The sequence below is a fragment of the Nonomuraea sp. IBHARD001 genome (genome assembly GCF_056106265.1).
In genome coordinates this window covers 347235-373356 of record NZ_JBWBBW010000002.1, presented here as the reverse complement: position 1 = coordinate 373356, position 26122 = coordinate 347235, and the positions used below count along the sequence as shown (strand labels likewise).

25 protein-coding genes are annotated in these 26122 nt (G+C 71.1%); 12 read left to right on the top strand and 13 right to left on the bottom strand.

What is annotated here, in order from left to right; all coding sequences use genetic code 11:
* Positions 1-127: 127 nt before the first annotated feature.
* On the bottom strand, positions 128-1819 hold the full coding sequence (locus ACTWNK_RS03820) for an SDR family oxidoreductase (RefSeq protein ID WP_474302106.1): 1692 nt from the start codon (positions 1817-1819) through the stop codon (positions 128-130).
* Positions 1819-2883, bottom strand: a complete 1065-nt coding sequence (locus tag ACTWNK_RS03815) for a CapA family protein (protein WP_474302105.1) — start codon at positions 2881-2883, stop codon at positions 1819-1821. Before ACTWNK_RS03815 ends, ACTWNK_RS03820 begins: the two co-directional genes overlap by 1 nt.
* Positions 2884-3001: 118 nt before the next feature.
* Here ACTWNK_RS03815 and ACTWNK_RS03810 point away from each other — a divergent pair, with 118 nt between their 5' ends.
* Positions 3002-3448 carry a Fur family transcriptional regulator gene (locus ACTWNK_RS03810; protein ID WP_474302104.1) on the top strand — a complete coding sequence of 149 codons (447 nt, stop codon included), beginning with the start codon at positions 3002-3004 and terminating at the stop codon, positions 3446-3448.
* Between the two features lie 63 nt (positions 3449-3511).
* Positions 3512-4960 (top strand): catalase, encoded by a 1449-nt coding sequence (locus ACTWNK_RS03805; protein WP_474302103.1) that lies wholly within the window; start codon positions 3512-3514, stop codon positions 4958-4960.
* Between the two features lie 151 nt (positions 4961-5111).
* Here ACTWNK_RS03805 and ACTWNK_RS03800 read toward each other — a convergent pair whose 3' ends face one another.
* Both ACTWNK_RS03800 and ACTWNK_RS03795 read right to left on the bottom strand, forming a co-directional pair.
* Positions 5112-5315, bottom strand: a complete 204-nt coding sequence (locus tag ACTWNK_RS03800; protein ID WP_474302102.1) for a DUF397 domain-containing protein — start codon at positions 5313-5315, stop codon at positions 5112-5114.
* 54 nt (positions 5316-5369) lie between these two features.
* Positions 5370-6230, bottom strand: a complete 861-nt coding sequence (locus ACTWNK_RS03795; protein ID WP_474302101.1) for a helix-turn-helix domain-containing protein — start codon at positions 6228-6230, stop codon at positions 5370-5372.
* 662 nt (positions 6231-6892) lie between these two features.
* Here ACTWNK_RS03795 and ACTWNK_RS03790 point away from each other — a divergent pair.
* The 4 genes from ACTWNK_RS03790 (at position 6893) to ACTWNK_RS03775 (ending at position 10979) form a co-directional block, all read left to right on the top strand.
* Positions 6893-7114 carry a hypothetical protein gene (locus ACTWNK_RS03790; RefSeq protein WP_474302100.1) on the top strand — a complete coding sequence of 74 codons (222 nt, stop codon included), beginning with the start codon at positions 6893-6895 and terminating at the stop codon, positions 7112-7114.
* A 117-nt stretch (positions 7115-7231) separates the two neighbouring features.
* Positions 7232-9427: a molybdopterin-dependent oxidoreductase gene (locus tag ACTWNK_RS03785; protein WP_474302099.1), complete on the top strand. Its 2196-nt coding sequence runs from the start codon at positions 7232-7234 to the stop codon at positions 9425-9427.
* A gap of 10 nt (positions 9428-9437) precedes the next feature.
* Positions 9438-10031: an HD domain-containing protein gene (locus ACTWNK_RS03780; RefSeq protein ID WP_474302098.1), complete on the top strand. Its 594-nt coding sequence runs from the start codon at positions 9438-9440 to the stop codon at positions 10029-10031.
* Positions 10032-10115: 84 nt separating this feature from the next.
* Positions 10116-10979 (top strand): Rieske (2Fe-2S) protein, encoded by an 864-nt coding sequence (locus tag ACTWNK_RS03775; RefSeq protein WP_474302097.1) that lies wholly within the window; start codon positions 10116-10118, stop codon positions 10977-10979.
* A 12-nt stretch (positions 10980-10991) separates the two neighbouring features.
* On the opposite strand, the gene ACTWNK_RS03770 is transcribed toward ACTWNK_RS03775, so the two are convergent.
* The 3 genes from ACTWNK_RS03770 to ACTWNK_RS03760 form a co-directional block, all read right to left on the bottom strand.
* Entirely contained in the window at positions 10992-11216 is a 225-nt protein-coding gene (locus tag ACTWNK_RS03770) for a hypothetical protein (RefSeq protein ID WP_474302096.1), read from the bottom strand.
* Between the two features lie 21 nt (positions 11217-11237).
* Complete coding sequence (locus tag ACTWNK_RS03765) at positions 11238-11999, bottom strand: sulfite exporter TauE/SafE family protein (protein ID WP_474302095.1); 762 nt, start codon at positions 11997-11999, stop codon at positions 11238-11240.
* Positions 12000-12083: 84 nt separating this feature from the next.
* Positions 12084-12878 carry an ABC transporter ATP-binding protein gene (locus ACTWNK_RS03760; RefSeq protein ID WP_474302094.1) on the bottom strand — a complete coding sequence of 265 codons (795 nt, stop codon included), beginning with the start codon at positions 12876-12878 and terminating at the stop codon, positions 12084-12086.
* A gap of 66 nt (positions 12879-12944) precedes the next feature.
* Here ACTWNK_RS03760 and ACTWNK_RS03755 point away from each other — a divergent pair, with 66 nt between their 5' ends.
* Positions 12945-13658 (top strand): hypothetical protein, encoded by a 714-nt coding sequence (locus ACTWNK_RS03755; protein WP_474302093.1) that lies wholly within the window; start codon positions 12945-12947, stop codon positions 13656-13658.
* Between the two features lie 6 nt (positions 13659-13664).
* Here the strand turns inward: ACTWNK_RS03755 and ACTWNK_RS03750 are convergent, their stop codons facing one another.
* Complete coding sequence (locus ACTWNK_RS03750; RefSeq protein WP_474302092.1) at positions 13665-16058, bottom strand: protein kinase domain-containing protein; 2394 nt, start codon at positions 16056-16058, stop codon at positions 13665-13667.
* A gap of 108 nt (positions 16059-16166) precedes the next feature.
* Between ACTWNK_RS03750 and ACTWNK_RS03745 the strand changes: the two genes are divergently transcribed.
* Positions 16167-16796 carry a hypothetical protein gene (locus ACTWNK_RS03745; RefSeq protein WP_474302091.1) on the top strand — a complete coding sequence of 210 codons (630 nt, stop codon included), beginning with the start codon at positions 16167-16169 and terminating at the stop codon, positions 16794-16796.
* Between the two features lie 9 nt (positions 16797-16805).
* Here ACTWNK_RS03745 and ACTWNK_RS03740 read toward each other — a convergent pair whose 3' ends face one another.
* Both ACTWNK_RS03740 and ACTWNK_RS03735 read right to left on the bottom strand, forming a co-directional pair.
* Positions 16806-17435, bottom strand: coding sequence for a response regulator (locus tag ACTWNK_RS03740; RefSeq protein WP_474302090.1), 630 nt, complete (start codon positions 17433-17435; stop codon positions 16806-16808).
* Positions 17432-18556: a GAF domain-containing sensor histidine kinase gene (locus ACTWNK_RS03735; protein ID WP_474302089.1), complete on the bottom strand. Its 1125-nt coding sequence runs from the start codon at positions 18554-18556 to the stop codon at positions 17432-17434. The genes ACTWNK_RS03740 and ACTWNK_RS03735 overlap by 4 nt, the downstream gene beginning before the upstream one ends.
* A gap of 114 nt (positions 18557-18670) precedes the next feature.
* Between ACTWNK_RS03735 and ACTWNK_RS03730 the strand changes: the two genes are divergently transcribed.
* The 3 genes from ACTWNK_RS03730 to ACTWNK_RS03720 all read left to right on the top strand — a co-directional run bounded on the left by ACTWNK_RS03730 (position 18671) and on the right by ACTWNK_RS03720 (position 21045).
* Positions 18671-19321 (top strand): SDR family NAD(P)-dependent oxidoreductase, encoded by a 651-nt coding sequence (locus ACTWNK_RS03730; protein WP_474302088.1) that lies wholly within the window; start codon positions 18671-18673, stop codon positions 19319-19321.
* Positions 19318-20331, top strand: a complete 1014-nt coding sequence (locus ACTWNK_RS03725) for an S-adenosylmethionine:tRNA ribosyltransferase-isomerase (RefSeq protein WP_474302087.1) — start codon at positions 19318-19320, stop codon at positions 20329-20331. The genes ACTWNK_RS03730 and ACTWNK_RS03725 overlap by 4 nt, the downstream gene beginning before the upstream one ends.
* Before the next feature lie 147 nt (positions 20332-20478).
* Entirely contained in the window at positions 20479-21045 is a 567-nt protein-coding gene (locus tag ACTWNK_RS03720) for a hypothetical protein (protein WP_474302086.1), read from the top strand.
* A gap of 3 nt (positions 21046-21048) precedes the next feature.
* On the opposite strand, the gene ACTWNK_RS03715 is transcribed toward ACTWNK_RS03720, so the two are convergent.
* Both ACTWNK_RS03715 and ACTWNK_RS03710 read right to left on the bottom strand, forming a co-directional pair.
* Positions 21049-21993, bottom strand: coding sequence for a lysophospholipid acyltransferase family protein (locus ACTWNK_RS03715; protein ID WP_474302085.1), 945 nt, complete (start codon positions 21991-21993; stop codon positions 21049-21051).
* A complete protein-coding gene (locus ACTWNK_RS03710; protein ID WP_474302084.1) occupies positions 21990-22694 on the bottom strand; it encodes a GNAT family N-acetyltransferase in 705 nt (234 codons plus the stop codon). The genes ACTWNK_RS03715 and ACTWNK_RS03710 overlap by 4 nt, the downstream gene beginning before the upstream one ends.
* 103 nt (positions 22695-22797) lie before the next feature.
* On the opposite strand from ACTWNK_RS03710, the gene serB reads away from it, so the two are divergent.
* On the top strand, positions 22798-24012 hold the full coding sequence (gene serB, locus ACTWNK_RS03705; RefSeq protein WP_474302083.1) for a phosphoserine phosphatase SerB: 1215 nt from the start codon (positions 22798-22800) through the stop codon (positions 24010-24012).
* Here the strand turns inward: serB and ACTWNK_RS03700 are convergent.
* The gene (locus ACTWNK_RS03700) at positions 24009-26120 is read right to left on the bottom strand and encodes an FUSC family protein (protein WP_474302082.1); all 2112 of its coding nucleotides are present in this window, start codon (positions 26118-26120) and stop codon (positions 24009-24011) included. The two genes, serB and ACTWNK_RS03700, sit on opposite strands and share 4 nt — an antisense overlap.
* Positions 26121-26122: the final 2 nt, after the last annotated feature.

The window sequence follows — 26122 nt, the reverse complement described above, 5'->3', positions numbered from 1 at the left end:
ACTCGTCAACGGGCAGGGTGGACACGAGGACCATCTTGCCCCGATCGCCGCAATCCCTACCGGCCAAACTCCGGAAATCTCTAGGGATGTGCGCCATATTCAGCCGGCAACTGCCCGCATTTGCCGTCTATCTCGCTATACGCGCAAGCCGCCGCATCATTGCCGGAGATATCCGAGACAGGGCATAACCCAGCCTGCCTTCGGCATTGACCGGCACCACGGCCTCGTCCCGGTGCACCGCACGCAGAATGTGCGCGGCGACGCGCTCGGGCGGATAGCCACGTCTGCGCAGGGCGGCCACGGCTCGCTCCCTCCTGCTCTCGTCGCCGACATAGGTGGAGTTCCCGGCGATGGCGGTGGAGACGAAGCCGGGACAGATCGTGGTCACGCCGATGCCCTGCCCGGCCAGCTCCGCCCGCAGGCAGTCGCCGAGCATCTTCACCGCCGCCTTGGACGTCGAGTACGCGGGCAACATCCGCGAGGGGACGAACGCGGCGAGCGAGGCGATGTTCACGATGTGCCCGCCTTCGCCGCGTTCGATCATCTGCTCGGCGAAGATCCGGCAGCCGTGCACGACGCCCCAGAGGTTCACATCCAGCGTTCTGCGCCAGTCGGCCGTCGAATGGTCGAGGAAGGAGCCTGTGACCGCGATCCCGGCATTGTTCACCAGGACGTCGGCCACACCGTGCTCGGCGGCCACGCGCTCGGCCAGGGCCCGCATGTCCGCCTCCGACGCCACATCGGTCCGGTAGCCGTGTGCGGGCCGCCCGAAGGCCGCGGTGATGTCGCCTGCCGTACGCAGGGCCGCCTGTTCGTCGATGTCCACGCACACGACCTCGGCGCCGTGCGCGGCGAACGCCCTCGCGCTCGCCCGGCCGATGCCGCTGCCCGCTCCGGTGACGACCACGAGCCTGTCGGCGAAGCGGGCCCGCCGCACACCTGTCCTGGCTCTGGCCAGCTCGCGTGCGGCGGGGGCGCCGTCGACGTGGGCGGCGAACTCGGCGACCATCCTGGCGATCACCTCGGGATGGGTGCGCTGGGCCCAGTGCCCGGCGGGGACGCTCCGGCGCCACAGCTTCGGCGCCCACTGATCGAGGGAGGACAGCAGGCCCGCCGAGATGAACGGGTCGCGCCTGGTCTCGATGACCTGCACCGGCACGTTCACGGTGGCGGCGGACGGGCGGGAGCCGGTGAACATATTGGCCCGGTAGAGGCCGAGCCCTCGGCATGCGTCGGCGCGCAGGGTCGGCGCCGGGTGCCCGGCCCTCGGCTCGGCGCCTTCGGCCCGCAGGCCACGGGCGAACCAGCCGGGCATCAGCGTGCGCCAGGCCAGCTCGGGCAGGATCGGCAGCTGGAAGGCGGCGATGTACCAGGAGCGCCGCAGCTGCCCGGCGACCGCGGCGGGCGCGCCGTGCCCGAGGAAGTGCAGCGCCTGCCCGACGCCGGGCCCGCCGAACCCGGTGAAGGAGGCCACCCGATCGCCGATCCCCGGCCTGCCCACCTGGTCCCACGCCTGGGCCGACCCCCAGTCGTGCCCGACGAGATGCACGGCGGGCTTGCCCACGGCGTCGAGCACGGCGGCGAGGTCGCCCGCCAGATGGTCGAGGCCGTAGGCGAGCCGGTCCTTCGGCGCGGTCGAGCGGCCCGCCCCCCGCATGTCGTAGCGCACGACGTGGAACCGGTCGCGCAGCAGGGCGGCGACCTCGTCCCACACCGCGTGCGTGTCGGGGTAGCCGTGCATCAGGACGAGGGACGGGTGGGCGCGATCCCCCTCTTCGTACAGCGCCAGCCGTACGTCGCCCGACTCCACGTGCCTCATCAGGGTCTGGCCGTCAGGCCGGTGCAGCCGCGCAGTGCCTTCCAGGTGGAGATGGCCTGCGTCCTGGCGGCGCCGGTGACCGGCACGGGGATGCCGCCCTGGATGGTCGCGGGGGTCCAGCGGTCCTTCAGCACCTTGCGGCCGTTGATCGTCAAGGTCAGCACACCGGTGCGGCCGGTCTCCGGGCCCCAGTTGTAGAAGACGAAGTTGCCCAGGCCGTAGCTGACATAGGCCTGGCCCAGGTAGCCGCTGCCCAGCAGGATGTGCGCGTGCCCGCCGACCACGACGTCGGCCCCGGCCTCGACCAGCTTGGGCGCGAGCGAGCGCTGCGCCTCGTTGGGGCACTTCTGCAGCTCGGTCCCCCAGTGCAGGTGCACGATCACCGTGTCGGACGTCTTACGCGCCTGGCGTACGGCCTGCAGCAGCCTGGTCTCGTTCTTGGCCGAGGCGAGACCACCCTGCGTGCTGGTCGCCGTCCAGGCCTGGATGAACTCGGCGTCGAGCACCTGGGTGGCCCCGATGATCGCCACCCGGTTGCCGTTGACCGTCGTGCGCCACGGCCGGTACGCCTCGGCCTCGTTGCGGCCGATGCCGACGACGGGGAACTTCGAGCGCTTGACCGCGGCCAGCGAGTCGGCCAGGCCGCTCTGCATGTAGTCCATGCCGTGGTTGTTGGCCATCGACACCACGTCGACCCCGGCCGCCTTCAGGGCGGTGAAGGCCGAGGCCGGGGCCCTGAAGGTGTACTGCTTGCCGGGTGCGGGCGTGCCGCCCGTGGTGATCGCGGTCTCCAGGTTGATCATCGCGAGGTCGGAGGCGCCGAGCACCTTCGCGATGGGTCCGAGCGTGGTGCGCGGCTGGTTGAGCCGGGCCCTGAGCACGCCCTCGAAGTGCACGTCGCCGCCGAAGGAGATGGTGAAGGGCTCCTTCTTCGGCTTGGGCTTGGCGGTGGCGGAGGGTGTGGTCGGCTTCTCCGCGACGTCGGTTTCGGGCTCCGACTGCGCCGGTGAGCAGGCCAGCGCGAGCAGGGCGGGCAGGACCAGGAGGGCGATTCGCGTCTTCATCGTGACCTGAGCATGCCATCTCCATGGGAGGACTGGCAGCGGCGCACGTTCATACGGGGGAAAACTTGGACGGTTCCTTTACTTGAATCATTCCGGTTTAGGGCATACCGTGATGGACATGGGGGATGCCGACATACTTCGTCAAAACGGGCTAAGGGTTACCGCTGCCCGGGTGGCGATCATGCAAACCGTGCGGGAGGGTGACCACCTCGACGTGGACGCCGTGTACCGCGGGGTGCGTGAGCGTGTGGGCCAGGTCTCCCTTCAGGCGGTCTACGACGCGCTGCACGCGCTGCACGGCGTCGGCCTGCTCCGGAAGATCGAGCCGATGGGCAGTCCGGCCCGCTACGAGGCCAGGGTGGGCGACAACCACCACCACCTCGTGTGCCGTTCGTGCGGCACGGTCGCCGACGTCGACTGTGTGGCGGGCGCGACGCCCTGCCTCGACCCCGCCGACTCGGCGGGCTTCCTCATCGACGAGGCCGACGTGACCTTCTGGGGCCTGTGCCCCGCCTGCCGTACCCAGGAGACCGGGGCCGATGGAGCCCGAGCCAAGGAGACATAGCCGGTAACCGCATGGAGTGCCCGCCCCCCATCAACGACGATGACGATCCGGAGGGACCGCGCGATGACCACCCGGCCTACCACCACGACCGATGCCGGAGCACCGGCGCCCAGCGACGAGCACTCGCTCTCGGTCGGCCCCAACGGGCCCCTGCTGCTGCAGGACCACTACCTGATCCAGAAGATGGCGCACTTCAACCGGGAACGGGTGCCCGAGCGCGTCGTGCACGCCAAGGGCGGCGGTGCGCACGGCGTGCTGCGCATCACCGAGGACGTCAGCCAGTACACCAAGGCCGACCTGTTCCAGCCGGGCCGCGAGACGCCGCTGTTCCTGCGCTTCTCCACCGTGGCGGGCGAACTGGGCAGCGACGACACCGCACGCGACCCGCGCGGCTTCGCGATCAAGTTCTACACCGCCGAGGGCAACTACGACCTCGTCGGCAACAACACGCCGATCTTCTTCATCCGGGACCCGCAGAAGTTCTCCGACTTCATCCACAGCCAGAAGCGCCGCCCCGACAACCACCTGCGTGACAACAACATGCAGTGGGACTTCTGGACGCTGTCGCCCGAGTCCGCGCACCAGGTCACCTTCCTGATGAGCGACCGCGGCACCCCGAGGACCTGGCGCCACATGCACGGCTTCGGCTCCCACACCTTCCTCTGGTACAACGCCGGTGGCGAGAAGTTCTGGGTGAAGTACCACTTCAAGACCGACCAGGGCATCGAGAACTTCACCGACGCCGAAGCGGCGGCCCAGGCCGCGGCCGACCCGGACTTCCACATCCGCGACCTCAGCACCGCCATCGCCAGCGGCGAGCATCCCTCCTGGACGGTGAAGGTGCAGGTCATGCCGTTCGAGGCGGCGGCCGACTACCGGTTCAACCCGTTCGACCTCACCAAGGTGTGGCCGCATGCCGACTATCCGGAGATCGAGATCGGCCGGATGACGCTGGACCGCAATCCGGCCAACTACTTCGCCGAGGTGGAGCAGGCCGCCTTCGAGCCGTCGAACTTCGTGCCCGGCATCGGCGCCTCGCCCGACAAGATGCTCCAGGGCCGGCTGTTCTCCTATCCCGACACCCATCGCTACCGGATCGGGCCCAACTACCCGCAGCTGCCGATCAACCAGCCGAAGGCGGCCGTGCACTCCTACGACTTCGACGGCCCGATGGCCTACGCCCAGCCGAACGGACCGGTGTACGCGCCCAACTCGCTGGGCGGGCCCGCCGCCGATCCCGCCGCATGGGCCGGGGAGTCCTACGAGCTGGCGGGTGAGGTCATCCGTTCGGCCTACACCCTGCACAGCGAGGACGACGACTACGGCCAGCCCCGTGCGTTGTGGGAGAACGTGCTGTCCGACGTGGAGCGGGCGCACCTGGTGAGCAATGTCGTCGGGCACGCCTCCGCGCCCGAGGTCACGGCCGATACGAAGAAGCGTGTCGTGGAGTACTGGACGAATATCCACAAGGACCTCGGCGAGGGCGTCGCCCGAGGTCTCGGCGTCGCCTGACGCCTCCAGAAGCGAGAGCCGCTTGTGCCCCCGAACCCTTGGGCGCAAGCGGCTCTTCCTGTGTGCGCGCCTGTCGCAGGTGGGAGCAGCACGAACCTGGATGTCGTGCTGCTCCGGGTGTGGTGGCCGGGGTCGTGCTGCCTACCGCTTGTTAAAGGTCGAACTCGCCGTCCTTGACGCCGTTGACGAAGGCGTCCCACTCACCCGGAGTGAAGACCAGGACCGGGCCCTCCTCCTGCTTGCCGTCCTTCACCGCGATCTTGCCGTCCGCGAGGTTCGCCACTTCCACACAGCCCGACGCGCCGTTGCAGTACCGGCTCTTGCGCCAGGGAGCACTGGTGGTATCGATGTGCATTTTTACCCCAAATAGAGAAAAGAGGCACCATTGCCCCTTTTTGTCCGATATATACTATCGCCGCCAGTGCATCGCCTTGCGTTGGATGAGCACCCGCGACTCGTCTTCGTCAAGCGCCTCCGAGCGCAGATGCTCGAAAGCCATCTCGTAACCGGCCACCAGCTCGAGGTCCTCGACAAAGCGCCCGCTGTAGAGCGACTCCAGGTATACAACATCGTCGAGCTCGACGAACTTCAGATGAATGAACGCGCCCGTGTTGACCGGATGAATGGCTTCCAGGGTGAGCACACGCACGCTGACGTGGGCAATCATCGACATCTCAAGGAGATGCTCCATCTGTTCGTGCATGACGGAAGGCCCGCCGAACTGACGCACCAAAGCGGATTCGTCGAGAACCACGGAGATCGTCGGTGGGTCTGGACGATGCAGCACACGTTTCTGCCGATCGAGTCGGGCTTCCACGCGGCTTCTCACACCACTCTGCGTGAAACGCACGATTCCCCGAGTAGCCAGAACGACCTCACGGGCATAGGCCTCTGTCTGCAGGAGACCGGGCACGAGCTGGGGTTCCCAGCCGCGCTGGAAGACGGCCTCCGCCTCAAGCCCGAGCAGTCTGGTGTACTCCCCGGGCAGGGTGTCCTCGTAGTCCTCCCACCAGCCGCGCTGATCGGCGTCGTCGAGCAGCGTGAGCAACTCGGCCAGCTTGCCGTCGCCGGTGGCGAACAGCCCGGCCAGCGCTCGGATGTCGTCAGGGCTCGGCATCGTCTTCGACGACTCGATCCTGCTCACCTTGCTGGCCGACCAGCCGAGACGCTGCGCCGCTCGGGCGCCGGTCAGGTTGCTGCGCTCACGCAGCAGCCGCAGCTCCTGGCCCAGCCGGAGCCGCCGGACGGTGGGACTGCCTCGCTCCGGCACCGTCCACTCCCCTCTGCGCGGGTGGCCAGGTATGGCGGAAAGACCATGGTCGTGCACCAATGCTAACACCGCAACTTGCACGAGTAATGGCAGGCGCACTTGCCCGTGACCATTCCGGGAGGCAGGCTGGCAACGAAGAGTGGCGTCCCGAATTCGGAGTGAACTCGCGCCGCCACAGGCGTCCCAGGCTCCCCTGACAGTTCTCGTGCAAGTTGCAGATCCCGATGCATCGCAAACACTTAAGCAACGAGCACGAGAAATTGCGAAGAAATCCAATTCTTCTCATGCATCGGCTCTTGCAGTGACGCCTTGCCGAGCGGATGCTCAACTCAGGAGAAGAAGCCGGGAAATCGGAGACCTCGTCCGGCACCGAGGCCGCCGACCACACGCTTCGACGACTACACGCCTGCGGCCGCTTGGGCCGCCCGTCCGGCAACGGCGCCGTAACCCCGCCCACGAGGCATCACACGTGGGAGGCCGCCCACCGGAGGGATCACATATACGCAGCTGAGCGTCACCGTGTCCGAGGTGCGGTGGAGCACGATCAGCGCTCCCGCCCGCACGACCGGGAGAAAAGGCTGCCACCTCGCTGCCGCACGGCCCGGCGACCCGGTCGGCACAGAAGTGCACTTCGACAATGCTGCGAAAGGTGGGGGTCTGCTATGCACTTTGGAGAAATCACGACAACTCCTGCGATCAGGGCCTGGATCAACGACCGCCTCGCCTGGGTGGAACGCGACGTCTTCATGGAGCCGGACGAGTTCGCCTACCGGCGCGGCTGGACCGTCACGACCACGGCCTTCGGCGCCAGGCGCTACCGCCACCCCGGGTTCGACGGCCTGGCCAGGGGCGTGAACCGCAGCCCCGCCAAGGAACCGGCCTAGCCACCGGCGGGGTCCCGTGGTCGCGGGGGCTCCGGGGTCCGCATACCGAGCGGTATGGCAATGCGTTCCCGCCTGGGGCACGATATGGGTTCGGATGCCGAACTCAGGAGTGGCGCGATGACGACCGTTCACCGTACCTGTCCTCTCTGTGAGGCCGTCTGCGGCCTGACGCTCACCCTGGACGGCGGCGGGCACGTCACATCGGTCAGGGGCGACAGGGACGATCCGTTCAGCCGGGGCTTCATCTGCCCCAAGGGCGCCAGCCTCGGCCGGCTCGACGAGGACCCCGACCGGCTCACCAGACCGCTGATCCGCACCGGCGAGCACTGGCGTGAGGCGTCGTGGGAGGAGGCGTTCGCGGCCGTGCGGGAGGGGCTCGCCGACGTGTCCGACCGGCAGAGCATCGGCCTCTACCTCGGCAATCCCAATGCGCACACCATCGCGGGCGCCCTGTACGGCGGGCCGCTGGCCCGTGCGCTCGGCACCCGCAACGTCTACAGCGCCTCCTCCGCCGACCAGATGCCCAAGCACGTCGCCGTCGGCCTGATGTTCGGCCATCCGCTCGCCATCCCGGTGCCCGACCTCGACCGCACCGACCATCTGCTCATGCTCGGCGCCAACCCCCTGGAGTCCAACGGCTCGCTGTGCACCGCGCCCGACTTCCCCGGCAGGCTGCGGGCGTTGCGCGAGCGCGGCGGCCGTCTCGTCGTCGTCGACCCCCGCCGCACCCGTACGGCGAAGCTGGCAGACGAGCACGTGTTCGTCAGGCCGGGCAGCGACGCCTACCTGCTGTTCGGCCTGGTCCACACGCTGTTCGCGGAGAACCTCGTCACGGTCGAGGTCCCGGTCGCCGGCCTGGAGCGGGTACGCGAGTGCGCCGCGCACTTCCCGCCCGAGGTCGTGGCCGAGCGCACCGGCGTCGCCGCCGAGACCGTCGTCAGGCTGGCCCGCGAGCTCGCCTCGGCCGGGCGCGCCGCCGTGTACGCCCGGATCGGCACCTGCACGGCCGAGTTCGGCACGATCGCCCAATGGCTGGTCGACGTGCTCAACGTCCTGACCGGCAACCTGGATCGGCCGGGCGGCGCGATGTTCCCCAAACCGGCGACCGAGCACACGAACGGGCGGCGCAGGCCGTACGTGACGGGCCGGTGGCACAGCCGGGTCAGGCGCCTGCCCGAGACCAACGGGGAACTGCCGGTGGCCACGCTCGCCGACGAGATCGAGACGCCGGGCGAGGGACAGATCAGGGTCCTGGTCACGGTGGCCGGGAACCCGGTGCTGTCGGCGCCGAACGGCGGGCGGCTCGATCCGGCGCTCGCCGGGCTCGACTTCATGGTCAGCGTCGATCCGTATCTCAACGAGAGCACCAGGCACGCCCACGTCATCCTGCCGCCGCCCCGGGTGCTGCAGTCGGCGCACTACGACTTCGCCCTGCTGGGCCTCGCGGTGCGCAACTACACGAGGTACTCGCGTGCGGCGCTCCCGCTCGCCGGGCGGCCTTCGGAGGCGCAGATCCTGGCCAGGCTGGCGATGATCGCCTCGGGCGCCGAAGGCGGCGACCTGGACGAGTTCGTCATCGAGCGGATGCTGCGCAGTGCGGTCGCCACGCCGGGCTCGGCCGTCGAGGGCCGCGACCCCGCCGACCTGCGGGCCGAGCTCGACGGCGAGAGCGGGGCCGAGCTGCGCCTGGACGCCATGTTGCGCCTGGGCCCCTACGGCTCGTGGGGAGAGGGCGGCGATCTCAGCCTGGCCAAGCTGCTGCGGCACCCGCACGGCCTCGACCTGGGCCCGCTGCGGCCCCGGCTGCCCGAGGTGCTCAGGACGGCCTCCGGCGTGGTGGAGCTCGCCCCGCAGCAGCTCGTCGCCGATGTCGAGCGCCTGGTCGCCGGGCTGGCCGAGCCGCAGCCCGACGTGGTGCTGATCGGCAGGAGGCATCTGCGTTCGAACAACAGCTGGATGCACAATGTCGCCCCGCTTGTCGGCGGCAGCAACACGTGCACCCTTCAGATCAACCCCGCGGACGTCAGGCGTCTCGGCCTCGGCACGCACGCGCTCGTGCGTTCGGCCAAGGGCGAGGTCACCGTGCCGATCGAGGAGACCGACACGATCATGTGCGGTGTCGTCAGCCTGCCGCACGGCTGGGGGCACGCGGGCAGTTCCCAGGCGGTCGCCGCCGAGCACGCGGGCGTCAGCGCCAATGTGCTCACCGACGAGGGTGCGATTGATGTCCCGTCGGGAAATGCGGTGTTCAATGGGGTTCCTGTCACGCTTTCACCCATCGATCCGGTGCCCGGGCCGATCATTGCCCACTAAGGTGACGCGGGTGACGACCGAGGACCGCCTTGCCGCCCAGATCAGCTTCGCCACGGAGATCGACAAGCTGAAGCGCGTGTTGCGCCGCAACAACCTGATCGACGGCTCGCGCCGCGAGAACGACGCCGAGCACTCCTGGTACGTCGGGCTGCTGGCCATGGTCCTCGGCGAGCACGCGCCTCCCGGCACCGACATCCAGCGCGTGGTCGCGATGTTGCTGGTGCACGACCTGGTGGAGATCGACGCGGGCGACACCTTCATCTACGACCCCGTCGCGGTCGCCGCCCAGGCCGATGCCGAGCGCGCCGCCGCCGACCGCATCTTCGCCATCCTGCCGGGCGAGCAGGGCGTGCCGCTGCGGGAGTTGTGGGAGGAGTTCGAGGCCAGGAAGAGCCAGGAGGCGAAGTTCGCCAAGGCGCTCGACAGGTTCGCGCCGATCCTGGCCAACCACCACAACGAGGGCGGCACCTGGTCGCTGTACAAGGTCACGGCGGCCCAGGTGCGCGAGAAGGTGGAGATCATCAGGGAGGGCTCGCCGACGCTCGGCGCCTACACCGACGAGCTCATCGCGATGTCGGTGTCGCAGGGGCACCTCGCCGAGTGACCCGAGTGACCCCCTCGCCCGTGGGGTAGGGCACCTAGCGTGAAGGAGACAGCAAAGGCGCGCCACGGACACGTACGCCGCCTCATGACCCCTGTTGACCTCGCCGATCGCCTGGAGAAGACGCGCTCGATGGATCGGCCGATCCGCGTGCTGGCCAAGGCCGTGCGCGACCGGCTCAGGCCGGGACGCGTGCGCGACCTCCTGCACGGCGTGCCGACCGGCAAACCGCTGCATCCGCCCCTGGCCACGGTCAGCCTCGGCTGCTGGGTGTCGGCGGCGCTCCTCGATCTGACCAGGGCCGATCCGCGCGCCTCACGGGTACTCGTCGGCGCCGGGCTGGCCGGTGCGATCCCCACGGCCGCCGCCGGGCTCACCGACTGGTCCTCCCTGCATCGGGAGCAGCAGCGCGTCGGCTTCGTCCACATGCTGGCCAACCTGGGGGCGATCGGGCTGTTCTCCGGTTCGCTGCTGCTGCGCCTGGCCGGGCACCAGCGTTCCGGGCAGGCGCTGTCGCTGGCCGGGCTGGGCGCGGCCGGGGTGGGCGGCTATCTGGGCGGGCATCTGGCCTACCGGCAGGCGGCGGGCGCCAACCATGCCGAACAGGTCACCCACCTGCTCCCGCTCGGCTGGCACGACCTGTGCACGCTCAAGGACCTGCCGGAGGGCCGTCCCGTGGCCAGGAGGCTCGGCTACATCCAGCTGTTCGTGCTGCGCCACAGCGAGGGCGTGACCGTGCTGGCCGACCGGTGCTCGCATCTGGCCGGCCCCTTGCACCAGGGCAGCCTGGTGCTGGAGGACGGCGTGGCGTGCGTGGTCTGCCCGTGGCACGGCAGCACGTTCAGACTGAGCGACGGCTCGGTACGGCACGGCCCCGCGACGGCGCCACAGCCGACGTTCGAGTCGCGGGTCACCCGCGAGGGCATCCTTCAGGTACGGCCGGGCGGCTAGGTGAGCGGCGTTTCAGGGTGTGGTCTCGGCCGGGTGTTCGACCAGGGCGAGGATGCGGCTGGACATGAATCTGGCGGTGCGGACGGGTGTGCCGGTCCTGGTGACCTCGCTGACCTCGATCAGGCCGCGCCGTGTGGCCACCTCGACCCTCCGGCCCGCTTTGGTGGCACTGATCTCGTAGGTGCGCGGGGTGGTGCCGCCCGCGTCGATCACGACCTCGACCCAGTCACCTTTCATGTCCCGATTTATGCCCGTTTTTCATGATCCGTACACCAGTTTGACTATGGCCGCCACGCCCACCAGCACGATGAATCCCCGCAGCACAGGGGCGGGCAGGCGGCGTCCCACCTTGGCCCCGAGGAACCCGCCGAGCGCCGCGCCCACCGCGATCAGCAGCACCGCCCACCAGTCCACCTCGGCCAGGAAGACGAACAGGATCGCGGCGGTGAAGTTCACCAGCAGCGACAGCACGTTCTTGGCCGCGTTGACCCGCTGCAGGTCGTCGGCCAGGAAGCTGCCGAGCAGCCCGATCAGCAACACCCCCTGCGCCGCGCCGAAGTACCCCCCGTACACGCCCGCGCCGAAAACACCCAGCCACAGCGCCGCCCCGCCCTCGGGATGCACGTGCTCGCTCCTGCGCGCCGACAGCCAGCCGTTCAGCTTCGGCTGCACCACGACCAGCACACAGGCCAACCCGATCAGCACGGGCACGACCACCTGGAACACCGAGGGGTCGAGCACCAGCAGCAGCAGGCCGCCGAGCAGCGAGCCGAGCACCGAACCCGAGCCGAGCCGCAGCAGGCGCTCACGCTGGCCCTTGAGCTCGGCGCGGTAGCCGAGCGCGCCGGTGAGCGAGCCGGGCACCAGCCCGATGTTGTTGGAGACATTGGCCGTGACCGGGTCGACGCCCACGGCCACCAGCGTGGGAAAGGTGATCAGCGAACCCGACCCGACGACCGCGTTGATCGCGCCCGCCCCGATCCCGGCCGCGCACACCGCGACCGCCTCCCACGGTGTCACAAGCCCCTGCCTCTCCTCCGGCCTGCGCCCGAGCTTAGGGGGCGGACCGGAACCGGCGGCGAGGGGGACACCCCTCAGGAGCCGTCAGTACTGCTGCGCCCTGGCGTACCAGCGGCCTTCGGCGCCGCGGTCGAGCGTCAGCGGCACGCCGAACGTCCGGGACAGGTTGTCGGCCGTCATCACGTGCTCCAGCGGCCCCTGGGCCAGCACCGAGCCGTGACGCAGCAGCAGCCCGTGCGTGAAGCCGCTCGGCACCTCCTCCACGTGATGCGTCACCAGCACCATCGTGGGCGCCTTGGGGTCGTGGGCGAGCATGCTGAGCCTGCGCACCAGGTCCTCGCGCCCGCCGACGTCGAGACCGGCGGCGGGCTCGTCCAGCAGGAGCAGCTCGGGGTCCGGCATGAGCGCCCTGGCGATCTGCACGCGCTTGCGCTCGCCTTCGGACAGCGTGCCGAACCTGCGGCGGATGAGATGCGCCGCGCCCATCATGTCGATCAGCTCGACGGCCCTGGTGACGTCGTTGGAGTCGTACTCCTCGGTCCAGCGGCCGAGTATGGCGTAGGAGGCGGTGAGCACGAGGTCGATGACCTTCTCGTCCGGCGGCACCTTCTCCGCCAGTGCGGCGCTCGCCAGGCCGATGCGCGGTCGCAGGTCGAACACGTCGGTCTGGCCGATCGTCTCGCCGAGCACCTCGACCTGGCCCTCGCTGGGGTACAGCAGGGTCGCCGCCACCTGCAGCAGCGTGGTCTTGCCCGCGCCGTTGGGGCCGATCACGACCCAGCGCTCGTCCTCGCCGACCGCCCAGTCGATGCCGCGTAGCAAGGCGGCGCCGTCACGCCTGACGGCGACGTCCTGGAGCCGCAGCACCTGACCACCCATCCCCGACCCCTCTCAGAGAAACACCTGGGACCAACCTATTGCAGGCTGAGCGCATATCGTGGACCGGTGCGCTCTGATTCGCCCGCTTCCGCAGCTCTGGTCGCCTGGGGCAACGCCTGGCTCACCGGCCATGTCGGTCTCGACGAGGCGACCGACCATGTCGAACGCCTGGTCGGCCCCTGCGTCGTCGACGGCACCCCGCTCCGCTCCCGGCTGGCGGGCTTACGCGTCGACGGGCTCTCCGGGCTCAGACTGGCCCTGCCGGTGCCCGGCGATCCGCTCGGGCTCTCCGGTCCTCCGGCCTTCAACGCCGCCGCGCTCGAAGCCGGTCAGGCGGTGATCGCGGTGCTGCCCGAGCGCTGCGCCGGTCTCGTGCCCGCGCCCGATCTGCGCGGCTCCTCCTACTCGGGCGTCGCGTGGTCGGCCCATCCGGCGGGGCCGGTGCGGGCCGACCTGCCGTCGGTGGCCGAGGCCGAGCAGGGGTTGTCCGCGGCCATCCGCGTGGCGACCGACGCGCTCGCCGAGGTCGGGGGTCCGAGGCCGGCCCATCCCGGCGCGCTGGCGGGCACGGAGCTCGCGCCCGGCTATCCCGGCAGGGCGCACCGCGTCGCCGCACTCGCCGGACGGCTGGCCACCGTGCTGCGCCTGGCCGACACCCGAGGGCTCAGCGCCGCCCAGATCGCCACCGGCGACGCGGCGTTGCGCGAGCTCGACCGTGCGGTGCGCCGGGCGCTCGTCGCCAGCCACCACGCCGTGTTCGAGCCCTCCCGCAGCACCTGAGCCCGTTCAGGAGCCGAGCTGCCCGCCCGACAGGCGCCAGATGCGCACCATCCTGTCCTTGCCCGCCGAGACCACCCGGGGCTCGCCCTTCACCGTGACGAAGGCCACGGAGTACACCCCGCCCTTGTGCGCCTTGACCGCCTTGCCGTACGGCTTGCGCGCGGCCGGGTCCCACAGGCGCACGGTGCCGTCGGTGCCGCCCGACACCAGCACCGGCTTGCCCGCCACCGTGCCGAACGCCAGCGAGTACACCTTCTTCGTGTGTCCCTTGAGCAGGCCCAGCGTCTTGCCGGTCTTGGGGTCCCACAGCCTGATGTGCCTGTCGCTGCCGCCCGACGCCACGACGGCACGCCCGCCGACCTTCCCGACCGCGACGGAGAACACCGCCTTCCGGTGCCCCTTGTACGGCTTGCCGTACGCCTTGCGTCTGGCGATGTCCCACACGCGCAGGGTGCCGTCCTCGCTGGCCGAGACGACGACGGCCTTGGAGCCGACCATGCCGAAGCCGAGCCAGTTGACGTCCCTGGCATGCGCCTTGAACGCGCCCACCTGCTTGCGGCGCTTGACGTCCCACACGCGCAGGGTGCCGTCGCCGTCGCCGGTGACGGCCAGCCAACGGCCCTTCACCTTGCCGACGGCCACGGCGAACACGCCGATCGGGTGGTAGCCCAGCACCCTGCCCTTGCGTGACTTCAGGTCCCACACGCGTACGGAGTGGTCGTAGCCGCCCGAGACGGCCATCGGCCTGCCGCCGACCACGGCGGTGGCGATCGCGTACACCTCGTCGTCGTGGCCGCGCAGTTTGGCCAGCGCCTTGTGCTTGACCGGGTCCCACACCCGCAGCACGCCGTCCTGGCCGCCCGAGACGACCATCGGCTTACCGCCGGAGGTCAGGCCGGACACCGTCTGCACGGGCTTGCCGTGTCCCTTGAGCGCCTTGCCCTCCTGGCCGTCGAAGCGCGGCCGCACCTCGGGCGGCGCCGCGGCGGCGGTGGGTGTCGGCGTGGGCGTCGGGGTGGAGGCGGGCGTGGGGGTCGGCGCGGGCGGGACGGCCGGTGTGGTGATCGTGGGCTGGGCGACGGGCGTCTCGTCGAACGCCTTGGGCACGACGATCAGCAGGGTCACCGCGAGCGCCAGCGCGGTCGCGAGCGCGCCGCCCACGACGACGGCACGCTTGCGCCTGGCCGTGTCCTGCTCGCCCTGGGTCTCGGCGGTGGTCCCCCTGAAGAAGGCGTCGTTGTCGGCCACCCCGGGAAAGTCGGCCACCCCGGGAAACGGGAGAGGCGTCGGCGCGATCACGGGCTGGCCCGCAGGTGGCGGAGCGGCGTACGGGCGCTGGCCGACCGGGCGCGGCGGCGGTGGCGGCGCGCCGTACGGGGGGCGTCCGGCCGGGGTCTGCGACGGCGGTGGCGGCAGCTGCGGGGCCGGGCGCGCCCAGCTGCCGTCGCCCGACGGGCTGGCCCACGTGACCGTGCTGGGCGCGGGCGGCGGCGGGAGGGGGACGGGCGTGGGGCGGGCGGCGGGCTCGGCGGCGATCCTGGTGCCGGTCGTCAGCGCCGACACGTCGTCGGCGACGACCGGCGCGAGGTCACGCTGGTGCTCCAGCAGTGCGAAGAGCACCTCGGCCGCCGTCGGCCTGCCCTCTGGCCGCTTGGCCAGGCAGCTGCGGACCAGGACGCGCAGGCTCTCCGGCAGCACCGAGAGGTCGGGCTCCTCGTGGATGACGCGATAGATGATCACCGGAAGGCTGTCGTGCCCGAACGCCGGATGGCCGCTGGCCGCGTAGACCATGGTGAGCGCCCAGCTGAACATGTCGGACGCGGGCCCGACCCGCTCGCCGCCGATCTGCTCGGGCGACATGTAGGCGGGCGTGCCGACCACGCCGCTCGCCGTCGTCACCGCACTGTCCAGCGCCCTGGCGATGCCGAAGTCGATCACGCGGGGGCCATCGGGGCCGAGCATGACATTGCTCGGCTTGAAGTCCCTGTGCACGATCGAGGCCCGGTGGATGGCCGCGAGCGCGGTGACGGTGCCGACGGCCAGCCGGTAGAGGGCCCCTCCGGCGCGCGGCCCTTCGAGCTGGACGATCCGCTGCAGCGACACGCCTTCGACCAGCTCACTGACGATGTACGGCTGCGCGCCGTCGGTGTCGGCCTCGATGACCTGGGCGGTGCAGAACGGCGCCACGCTGCGTGCGGCGGCGACCTCGCGGATGAAGCGCTCGACGTCCATGCCGGGCCGGTCGAGGCCGGTGCTGAGCAGCTTGACCGCGACCTTGGCGCCGTCGCCGCCCTCGCCGAGGTACACCACACCCTGCGCGCCCTTGCCGAGCCTGCCGAGCAGGCGGTAGGCGCCGAGCGACGTGGGATCCCCAGGTTGCAGGGGCTGAGCGTCCGGCACGTGATCCCTCCCCGCCGCACAAGAGATCGTCATTCTTTGCCAAAACTTTGCTGGCGGCAATCGGAATAGGCGACAATCGCGTGACTTTCCGATCACCAGGAGCCCGACATGCGCCGTACAGCCGGCATGCTCTTGGGTCTCGCTCTCGTCGCCCCGCTCGCCGCCGTGCCCACCGCATCGGCGTCGGCGACCACGACCGCGACAACCGCGACAGACCCGTACTCCGTCTTCAAGGTCGACATCAAATACAGCAAGACCGTCAAGCGCGGCGGGAAGATCAGCTATTCGATCCGGGCCAAGAACAACGGCCCCTACTACGCCGACTACTACTGGATCGGCGGCCAGCTGCCCAAGGGCGTCGAGCCGCGCCTGTACTGGGACGGCCCCAAGGGCACGAAGTGCTCATGGGAGGGCCAGCAGTTCTGGTGCTCCGGCCCCTACCGGCTGGAGGTCGGCAAGAGCGACTGGCTGAAGTTCCAGCTCAAGCTGAAGAAGGGCACCAAGACCACGCGGGTGGCCAAGCTCGGCATCATCGCCTACGACGTGCCCAACGGCGCCGAGGACCTGTCCAAGGAGGAGCTGGAGCGCATCGGCATCCGGGGCTGGACGTTCCTCAAGACGGCCAGGACGAAGATCGTGTGGCCGAAGCCGGGCAAGACCTACACGCCGCCGCCTCCGCCGCCGTGGACCCCGCCGCCCGCGAGCAAGGAAGAGCGCAACGAGAAGAAGGACACCTGAGCGCTCCTTTCAGCCCAGGCCGTGCCGCACGGCGTAGAGCGCGGCCTGGGTCCTGTCCTGCACACCCAGCTTCATCAGCACGTTCGACACGTGCGTCTTGACCGTCTTCTCCGCCACGCGCAGCTCCTTGGCGATCTCCCGGTTGGACCGGCCCGCCGCCAGCAGCGCCAGCACCTCGCGCTCCCTGTCGGTCAGCGGCATCGGCGCCGGACCGGACTCGGGCAGCGGCGCCATCATCGCCTCGGCCGCCTCGGGCGCCAGCAGCACCTGGCCGCCGTGCACGGCGCGCACCGCCTGGGCCAGGGCCAGCGGGTCGACGTCCTTGTAGAGGAAGCCCGCCGCACCCGCCCGCATGGCGGGTCCCACGTCGTTGCGGTCGCTGACCGAGGTCAGGACCACGATCCTGGTCGCCGTGCCCGCCAGCCTGGCCAGGGTTCCGTGCCCGTCGAGCACCGGCATCCGCAGGTCGAGCAGGAGCACGTCCGGCCTGAGCGAGGCCACCAGCTCGGCCGCCTCCAGCCCGTCGGCGGCCTCGCCCACGACCGTGATGTCGTCCTGGAGGTCGAGGAAGGTCCGCAGGCCCTGCCTGACCACCGGGTGGTCGTCGGCGATCACCACCCTGATCGCACTCGCGTTCACTGAGGGATCTCCATCCGTACCTCGGTCCCCGCACCGGGCGAGGACGTCACCACCAGCGTGCCGCCGACCGACTCGGTGCGCTCGCGCATCGACACCAGACCGAGCCCCCGCCCGCCCGGCGCGTCGAACCCCTTGCCGTCGTCGCGCACCGACAGCACCACGCCGCCGGGCAGCCGGTCCAGCCGCACGGCCACCTCGCTCGCCTCGGCGTGCCGCAACGCGTTGTGCAGCGCCTCCTGGGCCACCCTGAGCACCGCGACCTCCGTCGCCGCGGGCAGGCAGTCCTCGAACGTCGCCTCGAAGCCCACGCCCGGCGCGTGCAGCCTGTCCATCATGCGCACGTGCTTGCGCAGCGTCTCGGCCAGGCCGTGCCGGTCGAGCTCGGCCGGGCGCAGCTCCACGATGACCGCGCGCAGCTCGGCGAGCGCCTCCCCGGCCAGGCGCTGGACCCGCTCGATCTCGGCCGCGGCCCGCTCGGCGCCCGGCGGCAGCAGGTGGGCGGCGGCCTGTGCGGTCAGCCGCAGCGAGAACAGCTTCTGGGTGACCGCGTCGTGCAGCTCGCGAGCCATCCGGTTGCGCTCCTCCAGCATGGCCAGCTCGCGCCCGCTCTCGTACAGCCTGGCGTTGGTCAGCGCGATGGCGGCGTGCGCGGCGAACAGGGTGAGCAGGTCCTGGTCCTCGGCGGTGAAGCCACCTGGCAGGCGCTTGTTGGCCAGGAAGATGATGCCGAGCACCTGGTCGCCGTCCTTGATCGGCGCGCCGAGGAAGTCCTTCATCACCGGGTGCGCGCTCGGCCAGTACTCGAACCTGGGGTCCTCGCGCAGGTCGGCCAGGCGCACGGGCGCGCCCTCGCGCAACATCGCGCCCAGCATGCCGTGCTGGCGCGGCAGCGGGCCGATCGCGTCCCACTGCCTGTCGGTGATGCCCTCGGCGACGAACTCGGCGAACGACCCGTCGTCGTCCGGCACGCCGAGCGCCGCGTACCGGGCGTCCAGCAGCCGCTGCGCCGACCGCACGATCACCTGCAGCACCTCCCGGACCGACAGGTGCCTGGTGACGGCGAGCACCGCCGTGCTCACCGCCTGCAGGATCGCCTCGCGCTCCTGTCCACTGGAGGTCATCCCCCCACCCTATGGCGGCGCTCCCGCTCCCCATGGTCCTAGGTCCATGTGCCCAGACCCCGCCCGGTCCTGCGCCCGATGTACGGCGACGCGCCCGCTCGTAGCGTCGCGAGCATGACGAACACCGCACTCATCACCGGCGCTTCCCGTGGACTCGGCCTCGCTCTGGCAAGGGCGCTCGCGAGGGAGGGCTGGAGTCTCGTCCTGACGGCCAGGGGCGACCTGAACGCCGTGGCCGACGAACTCGGCGCGGTCACGATCTCGGGCGACGTCGCCGACCCCGCGCACCGGGCCAGGCTGGCCTCGGCCGTGCCCGAGCTCGACCTGCTGGTCAACAATGCCAGCGACCTGGGCACGGTGCCGCTGCCCAAGCTCGCCGACTACCCGCTCGACGCCTTCGCCGCCGCACTGGCCACCAATGTGAGCGCGCCGCTCGGCCTGGTGCAGGCCACGCTTCCCGCCCTGCGCGCGAGCAAGGGCGCGATCGTCAACATCACCTCCGACGCGGCGACGGGCGCCTACGAGGGCTGGGGCGGCTACGGCGCCACGAAGGCGGCGCTCGACCAGCTCTCCAACGTGCTCGCGGCCGAGGAGCCCGACGTCGCCGTCTGGTGGATCGACCCTGGCGAGATGAACACCAGGATGCTGGCCGACGCCGTGGGCGAGCAGGAGGCCGCCCAGGCCGCCGACCCGGCCGTCGTGGCCGCCTCCATCGTCGGGCTGATCACCAGCAGGCCGGCCAGCGGCCGGGTGAGCGCGCAATGACCGCGACCCTCGACTTCACCCTGCCCGACTCCCTGTCGGCGCACGAGCCGCCAGAGGCGCGCGGGCTGGCCCGTGACGGGGTACGCCTGCTGGTGACGGGCAAGGGCTCGGGACGGCACACCCACCACACGTTCGGCGACCTGTCGTCGCTGCTGCGGCCCGGCGACCTGCTGGTCGTCAACAACTCCGCCACGCTGCCCGCCGCCGTGCGCCTGGACCGGGTGGCCGTGCACTTCTCGACCGAGCGTGAGGACGGCACGTGGCTGGTGGAGCTGCGTCGCCGTACCGGATCGGGGACCGAGCCCTTCGCCGGGGGTGCGGCCGGGGAGTGGTTGCCGTTGCCGGGCAGGGCCACGTTGCGGCTGATCGAGCGGGAGACGTCCCGGTTGTGGCGTGCCGGGCTGGACCAGGCCGTCCTGCCGTACCTGCGTAGGCACGGGGTGCCGATCCGCTACTCCTACGTGGACAGGGACTGGCCGATCGCCGCCTACCAGACGGTGTTCGGCGCGGTGCCCGGCAGTGCGGAGATGCCGAGCGCCGGGCGGCCCTTCAGCACGGACCTGGTGACCGCGCTCGTCGCACGGGGGGTGGGCGTCGCGCCGATCACCCTGCACACGGGGGTGGCCTCGCCGGAGAAGGACGAGCCGCCCTACGACGAGCGTTTCGAGGTGCCGCGGGCGACGGCCAGGCTGGTGAACCTGACGCGGGAGGCCGGTGGGCAGGTCGTGGCCGTCGGCACCACGGTGGTCAGGGCGCTGGAGTCTGCCGTCGGCCCCGACGGGCTGGTGACGGCGGCGGGCGGCTGGACCTCACGGGTCGTCACGCCCGAGACCGGCGTCAGGGCGATCACCGGCCTGCTGACCGGGCTGCACGAGCCTCGGTCGAGCCATCTGCAGATGCTGAGCGCGATCGCCGGGCCGGACGTGCTCGCCGCGGCCTATGAGGAGGCGCTGCGCGGGGGCTACCTCTGGCACGAATTCGGGGATGCGCATTTGATCATCGCCGACTAGTCGATTGCAAGAGGATCACAACCGTGCCGGGAAAAGGTGGAGCTTGTAAAAAGTTTTACGTTCTTCACGTTCGCGTGGTAGAACGCTTCCACTATTGACGGGGGCCGACGGCAGGTTCCCCGCTTCCTTCCTCATCGGAGATTTTGCATGCGCCTCCCCCTCTCGAAGATTGGTTCCGTCGCGCTCGTCGCGCCCCTCGCGGGCGCGCTGCTGCTCGGGGCCACCCCTGTCGCCTCGGCCAGCGTGACGGCTCCGGCCAAGGTCAGCACGGTCAAGGCCGACGAGCCGTACTCCGTTTTCGCCACCACGGTCTCGGCGACCAAGAAGGTGAAGCGCGGCGGCAAGATCACATACAGGATCGCCGTCAAGAACCTTGGCCCGCACACCGCCAACTATTACTGGATCGGCGGCAAGCTGCCCAAGGGCATCACCAACAAGGTGTACTACGACGGCCCCAAGGGCACCGAGTGCGTCATCGACGGCGGCGGTTTCTGGTGCGCCGGTCCGTGGCTGCTGGAGAAGAACGACGAGGACTGGCTCACCCTTGAGGTCAGGCTGAAGAAGACCACGCGCGGCGTCGCCAAGGCCACGCTCGGCGCCGAGGTCTGGGACGTTCCCAACGGCATGGAGGACATGTCCAGGGAGGAGATGGACCGGCTCGGCGGCTTCAAGCGCTGGTTCTACGGCAAGAACGTGAAGACGAAGATCGGCTGACCTTCAGGCAGCCCGCACCGGCACCCGCCCCTCCACGCTGAGCGGCGGGTGCCGTCGTGCCGGGGGACGGCCGATCACCGAGGCGACGGCGTCCTCGGCCACCCGGGCCAGCTCCCTGCGCCCCGACGCGGCGATCGGCGGCAGCACCGTGACCTCCACGACGAGCCTGCGTACGGTCACCACCCTGGCCAGCGACACCAGCAGCGAGTCCGTCCCGACGAACGCCTGCGCCGTCGCCGCCCTGCCGCCCGCCTCCCGGTAGTGCAGGGCCAGCGGCCTGACCGCGACCCCCGCGTCGACGGCCGCCTGGAACACCGCAGGCCGGAACGGCCCGCCGACCCGGCCGCACCACGTCGTGCCCTCGGGGAAGGCCGCGACCGTCTCCCCCGCGCGCAGCACGGCCGCGACCTCGGCCACCGAGCCGGGCAGCGCCTTCAGCGAGCCCCTGTCCAGGAACAGCGCGCCCGACTCCGCCGCCATCGCCCCCACGACCGGCCAGTGCGACACCTCCGACTTGGCCACGATCCGGCACGGCTGCGACGCCGCGACGACCAGCGGGTCCAGCCACGACACATGGTTGGCCACCAGCAGCGCGGGCCCACGCCCCGGTACGGCGTGCGCCGTGGCCGCCCCCGCGAAGAACGCGAACCCCTGCCGCAGCTCCAGCCGTACGCCGAGGGCCCGCAGCAGCAGCCGCGACCAGGCCATGGTCAGCCCACGCCTGGCCGTGCCCATGCCGAGCGCCCTGACCAGCACCACGGCCACCACACCGAGGAACAGGACGGCGAAGGCCGCCGTCATACGCCAGACCCGAAGCGCCGCCCCCGCGGCACGCGCCGGATCGCGCACACAGTCCTCGGGCGTGCACGGCGAGACGGGCACCCAGGGATTGACGCCCTCGGCCGGGCGCTCGCGCTCAGGGGCGACAGCAGCGCCCTGGAGGCTCACGCCTGCCCCAGGAAGTGGCGCAGGTACCTGGGATTGACCTGGTCCATCGACAGCAGCACGAAGAAGTCCGCCGTACCGAACGCCCGGTCGTGCGCGGGCGCACCGCAGATCCACGCGCCCAGCCTGACGTAACCGCGCAGCAGCGGCGGCAGCAGGAACTCGCGCGGCGGCGCGGGCGACGCCCACGGCGTCAGCGGCCTGACCCTGTACTCCTCGGGCCCGAGACCCACCTTCGCCACCACACCGGCGGCCGTCGCGCCGCCGTCGTCCAGCGCGACCGAGCAGCACCCGGCCAGCCAGCGATGCCCGCCCTCGATCATGTAGCGGGCGATTCCCGCCCACATGAGACCGATGACCGCGCCCTCGCGATGATCCGGGCGCACGCAGGACCGGCCGACCTCGACCAGGTCCGCCCTGATCCCGGACAGATTGGCGAGATCGAACTCGGTGTCGGAGTAGAGGCCGTCACGCCGCCTGGGCGGGAGCAGCCGATAGGTGCCGACCACCTCGTCGCCGTCACGGACGAGCAGGTGGTCGCAGTAGGCGTCGAAGGGGTCCACGTCCAGGCCGGTCACCGGCGAGTCCAGGGTCGCGCCGAGCTCCTCGGCGAACACCTGGTGACGCAGGCGCTGTGCGGCCTGCAGATCGGCGGCGGTCCGGGCCAGGCCGATCGTGTAGCGGCGTTGAGCAGTGGTCTGCATGCTCACATGTAGCCAGGTCGGCGTGACAATTCGCCCAAGGTCACACGTCCGAATGGTGAACCTCCAACCCGACCACGGTGGCATGCCCAGTAGCGTGGCCCGTGTGGACCAGCGCACCCTCCTGATCACGCTCACCGGACCCGACCGTCCCGGTGTCACCTCCAGGCTCTTCTCCGTCCTGTCCGGCTTCCCCGTGACGGTGGCCGACATCGAGCAGGTCGTCATCCGGGGGCGGCTCACCCTCGGTGTGCTCGTCGCCTACGCGGGCGGCCCCTCGACCGGCACGGGCGGCACGCTCGGCGCCATGTGGACGGCCGTCGAGCGCGCCGCCGAAGACCTCGGCCTTGAGGTCGAGCTGTCGACCGGCAGCCACGACCAGGACAAACGCCGTCGAGGCCGGCTCACCGTCAGTGTGCTCAGCGCGCCCCTTCAGCCCGCCGCGATGGCCGGGATCGCCGGGCGCATCGCCGCCGCGGGGGCCAACATCGACAGGATCGAGCGGCTGGCCCAATGGCCGGTCACCTGCCTGGAGCTGTCGGTCTCCGGCGCCGACCCCAACGCCCTGCGCGTCGAGCTGGCCGCCGAGGCCGCCGTCCAGCAGGTCGACGTCGCCGTCCAGCGCACCGGGCTCTCGCGCAGGGCCAAGCGGCTCATCGTCATGGACGTCGACTCCACGCTCATCCAGGGCGAGGTCATCGAGCTGCTGGCCGCGCACGCGGGCTGTCTCGACGAGGTCGCCAGGGTGACGGAGGAGGCGATGCGCGGCGAGCTCGACTTCGCCGAGTCGCTGCGCCGCCGGGTCGCCCTGCTCGAAGGCCTGCCCGAGGCGGTCTTCGCCAAGGTGCGCGACGAGGTCGTCCTCACGCCCGGCGCCCGCACGCTGGTGCGCACGCTCAAGCGGCTCGACTACCGCTTCGCCATCGTCAGCGGCGGCTTCACCCAGATCACCGACGCGCTCGTCGAGGACCTCGGCATCGACTACTCCGCGGCCAACACGCTGGAGGTCGCCGACGGCAAGCTCACCGGCCGCGTCGTCGGCGAGATCGTCGACCGGCCGGGCAAGGCGCGTGCGCTGGAGAGGTTCGCACAGGCCGCCGGTATACCGCTCGGCCAGACGGTGGCGATCGGCGACGGGGCCAACGACCTGGACATGATCGCCGCCGCCGGCCTCGGCGTGGCCTTCAACGCCAAGCCCGTCGTACGGCAGGCCGCCGACACCGCGCTCAGCGTGCCGTACCTGGACGCGATCCTCTACCTGCTGGGCATCTCCCGCGACGAGGTCGAGGCGGCCGACGCCGAGGACGGGATCGCGCCTTAGGTTTCGCGCTGTGCGGGTCGAGGTGGCGGCGCGCTCTCTCGGGTGCTGTCGACCCGGCGGACCAGGCGTAGGGCGTCGTCGCACAGGCGGCGCAGGGCCGGGTGCGCGGCGACGGCCAGGCGTAGCTCCCTGCGCACGCGGCCGGGCCTGACGGCGTCGTCGTCGTCGAGGAGCTCGTCCACCCGGGAGGCGAGCTCGTCCAGCTCCTCGTCGAGCTGGTCGGCCTCCGGCAGCTCCTCGCCGTCGAGCACCGCCTGGGCCGTGGCCTCCAGCCGGTCGGCCACCGCGTCGAGCACGGCGACGGTGGCGTCGGAACCGACCTCGGCGCCGCGCATCACCGCCGCCAGCAGGATCACGTCGTCGCGCAACGCCCTCGCGTCGCGTACGGCCCTGCGCAGTTCCTCCGGCGCGCTGCCGCCGGGCTCCTTGGCCAGCCTCGCCAGCGTGTCCTTGAGCCGATCGGCGGCCTCGCCCGCCGCGTCGGTGTGCTCGCTCACCGCGTCGAGGTCGCGTTCGGCCAGCGCCCTGACCATGCTCGCGTGCTCGCGCACCATGTCGGCCACCCGGCCGGGCACCCGGCCCGCCTCGCCCCTTGGCCACAGCAGCCTCGCCGCCACCAGCACCATGACGCCGCCGGCCGCGGTCAGCAGCAGGCGGATGCCCGCGGCCTCCCAGCCGAGCACGGTGGAGAAGTCGGTCAGCATCAACGCCAGCGGAGTCGCGAACACCGACCAGTACGCATAGCTGACCACCTTCAGCGCGAAGCCGAACGTCGCGAACACGAACACCGTCACCACGACCGTCAGCAGCCCCGGGACCAGTCCCAGGACGATCGCCGCCATCGCCGCGCCCAGCACCGTGCCCGCCGTCCGCAGCACCACACGCTCCACCGTGTCGCCATAGGTCGGGCGCAACCCCATGAGCACGGTGAACACGAACCACTGCCCGTAGTGCTCGTGCAACGCGACCATCAACGCCATCGCGGCCAGCGCCCCCACCCCGACCCTGGCGGCGTGCCGCGGCCTGCGCAACAGGGCGCCGAACTGGACGCCCGTCCCCGGCGCGAGCGCGCTCAGCCTGGCCCGCAGCCGCACGCCCGCCGAGGCCAGCAGCCCCACCGAACGCACGGCGACGGCCAGCCTGTCCACACACCTGCGTACCTGGCCGAGCAGCACGGAGTAGGTCAGCGAGGCCGGGTCGGTGCGGCCTTCGGCCCTGAAGGCCGCCGCGCTCTGGCCGAATGCGGCGGCGCTCTGCAGGGCGAAGGGCACGCCCACGGCGCTGGCCGAGGCCGAGGCCTCGCGCAACGCGCCTGCGAGCGCGGCCACCGCGGCGTCGAGCACGGCCATCTCGCCCGGCGACTCCACACCGGCCGGGTGGGCCGCACGCGCCTGCTGCCGCAGCGTGCGCAGCGCCACGACCTCCTGGAAGATGCGGGTGAGCGTCGACACATAGCGGTCGGGGGAGTTCTCGCCGCCTCGGAACGCCGCCGCCGCCGTGCCCGCCGCGTCCAGCGCCCTGGCCCCGCGCTGCCTGGCCGCCACCCAGTCGTTGTCGGGCAGGTCCAGGCCCTCCAGCAGGTCCACCATGGCCAGGCCCGCGACGGTCAGCTCGTCGTGCAGCGGCTCGAGCCCCGCCGCCCGCCGCCCCGCGACCGCCATCGCACAGAAGAACAGCCCACCGGCCCCCACCAGCAACGTAGGCGCCGACCCCGGCTCCATCGCGTCGTACACACCGACCACGACCGCCAGCACAGGCGGCAGCCCGATCCCGGGCCACTGCCCGCCCGCCGCCGCGGCCACCCCCACCACCGCGACCGCCACCCACGGATACGGCGCGACCAGCGACCCCAGCAGGAACCCCAGCGCGATCAGCACGACCTTGGTGAGCAACGTCCTGGCCCGCTGCGAGTACGGCGAGCCGTACGGGTCGGCGAATCCCGTCAGATACGAGCCGAGCGCCGCGAGCGCCCCCTCGTGCGCATAGCCGCTCAGCGCCCCCACCAGCAGCGGCAGCCCGATCGCCAGCCCACACAGCAGCCCGTAGGCCCACGGCGGTCTGGCCGGCAGCGAGAAGCCGCGACGCAGTGCGTCGAGCAGCCCTCGCATAC

Bases quoted from the DNA above. Each gene is read 5' to 3' on its own strand.
- ACTWNK_RS03820 (WP_474302106.1), bottom strand. From the start codon at position 1,819: ATGAGGCACGTGGAGTCGGGCGACGTACGGCTGGCGCTGTACGAAGAG.
- ACTWNK_RS03815 (WP_474302105.1), bottom strand. From the start codon at position 2,883: ATGAAGACGCGAATCGCCCTCCTGGTCCTGCCCGCCCTGCTCGCGCTG.
- ACTWNK_RS03810 (WP_474302104.1), top strand. From the start codon at position 3,002: ATGGGGGATGCCGACATACTTCGTCAAAACGGGCTAAGGGTTACCGCT.
- ACTWNK_RS03805 (WP_474302103.1), top strand. From the start codon at position 3,512: ATGACCACCCGGCCTACCACCACGACCGATGCCGGAGCACCGGCGCCC.
- ACTWNK_RS03800 (WP_474302102.1), bottom strand. From the start codon at position 5,315: ATGCACATCGATACCACCAGTGCTCCCTGGCGCAAGAGCCGGTACTGC.
- ACTWNK_RS03790 (WP_474302100.1), top strand. From the start codon at position 6,893: ATGCACTTTGGAGAAATCACGACAACTCCTGCGATCAGGGCCTGGATC.
- ACTWNK_RS03785 (WP_474302099.1), top strand. From the start codon at position 7,232: ATGACGACCGTTCACCGTACCTGTCCTCTCTGTGAGGCCGTCTGCGGC.
- ACTWNK_RS03775 (WP_474302097.1), top strand. From the start codon at position 10,116: ATGACCCCTGTTGACCTCGCCGATCGCCTGGAGAAGACGCGCTCGATG.
- ACTWNK_RS03770 (WP_474302096.1), bottom strand. From the start codon at position 11,216: ATGAAAGGTGACTGGGTCGAGGTCGTGATCGACGCGGGCGGCACCACC.
- ACTWNK_RS03760 (WP_474302094.1), bottom strand. From the start codon at position 12,878: ATGGGTGGTCAGGTGCTGCGGCTCCAGGACGTCGCCGTCAGGCGTGAC.
- ACTWNK_RS03745 (WP_474302091.1), top strand. From the start codon at position 16,167: ATGCGCCGTACAGCCGGCATGCTCTTGGGTCTCGCTCTCGTCGCCCCG.
- ACTWNK_RS03735 (WP_474302089.1), bottom strand. From the start codon at position 18,556: ATGACCTCCAGTGGACAGGAGCGCGAGGCGATCCTGCAGGCGGTGAGC.
- ACTWNK_RS03730 (WP_474302088.1), top strand. From the start codon at position 18,671: ATGACGAACACCGCACTCATCACCGGCGCTTCCCGTGGACTCGGCCTC.
- ACTWNK_RS03725 (WP_474302087.1), top strand. From the start codon at position 19,318: ATGACCGCGACCCTCGACTTCACCCTGCCCGACTCCCTGTCGGCGCAC.
- ACTWNK_RS03720 (WP_474302086.1), top strand. From the start codon at position 20,479: ATGCGCCTCCCCCTCTCGAAGATTGGTTCCGTCGCGCTCGTCGCGCCC.
- ACTWNK_RS03710 (WP_474302084.1), bottom strand. From the start codon at position 22,694: ATGCAGACCACTGCTCAACGCCGCTACACGATCGGCCTGGCCCGGACC.
- ACTWNK_RS03700 (WP_474302082.1), bottom strand. From the start codon at position 26,120: ATGCGAGGGCTGCTCGACGCACTGCGTCGCGGCTTCTCGCTGCCGGCC.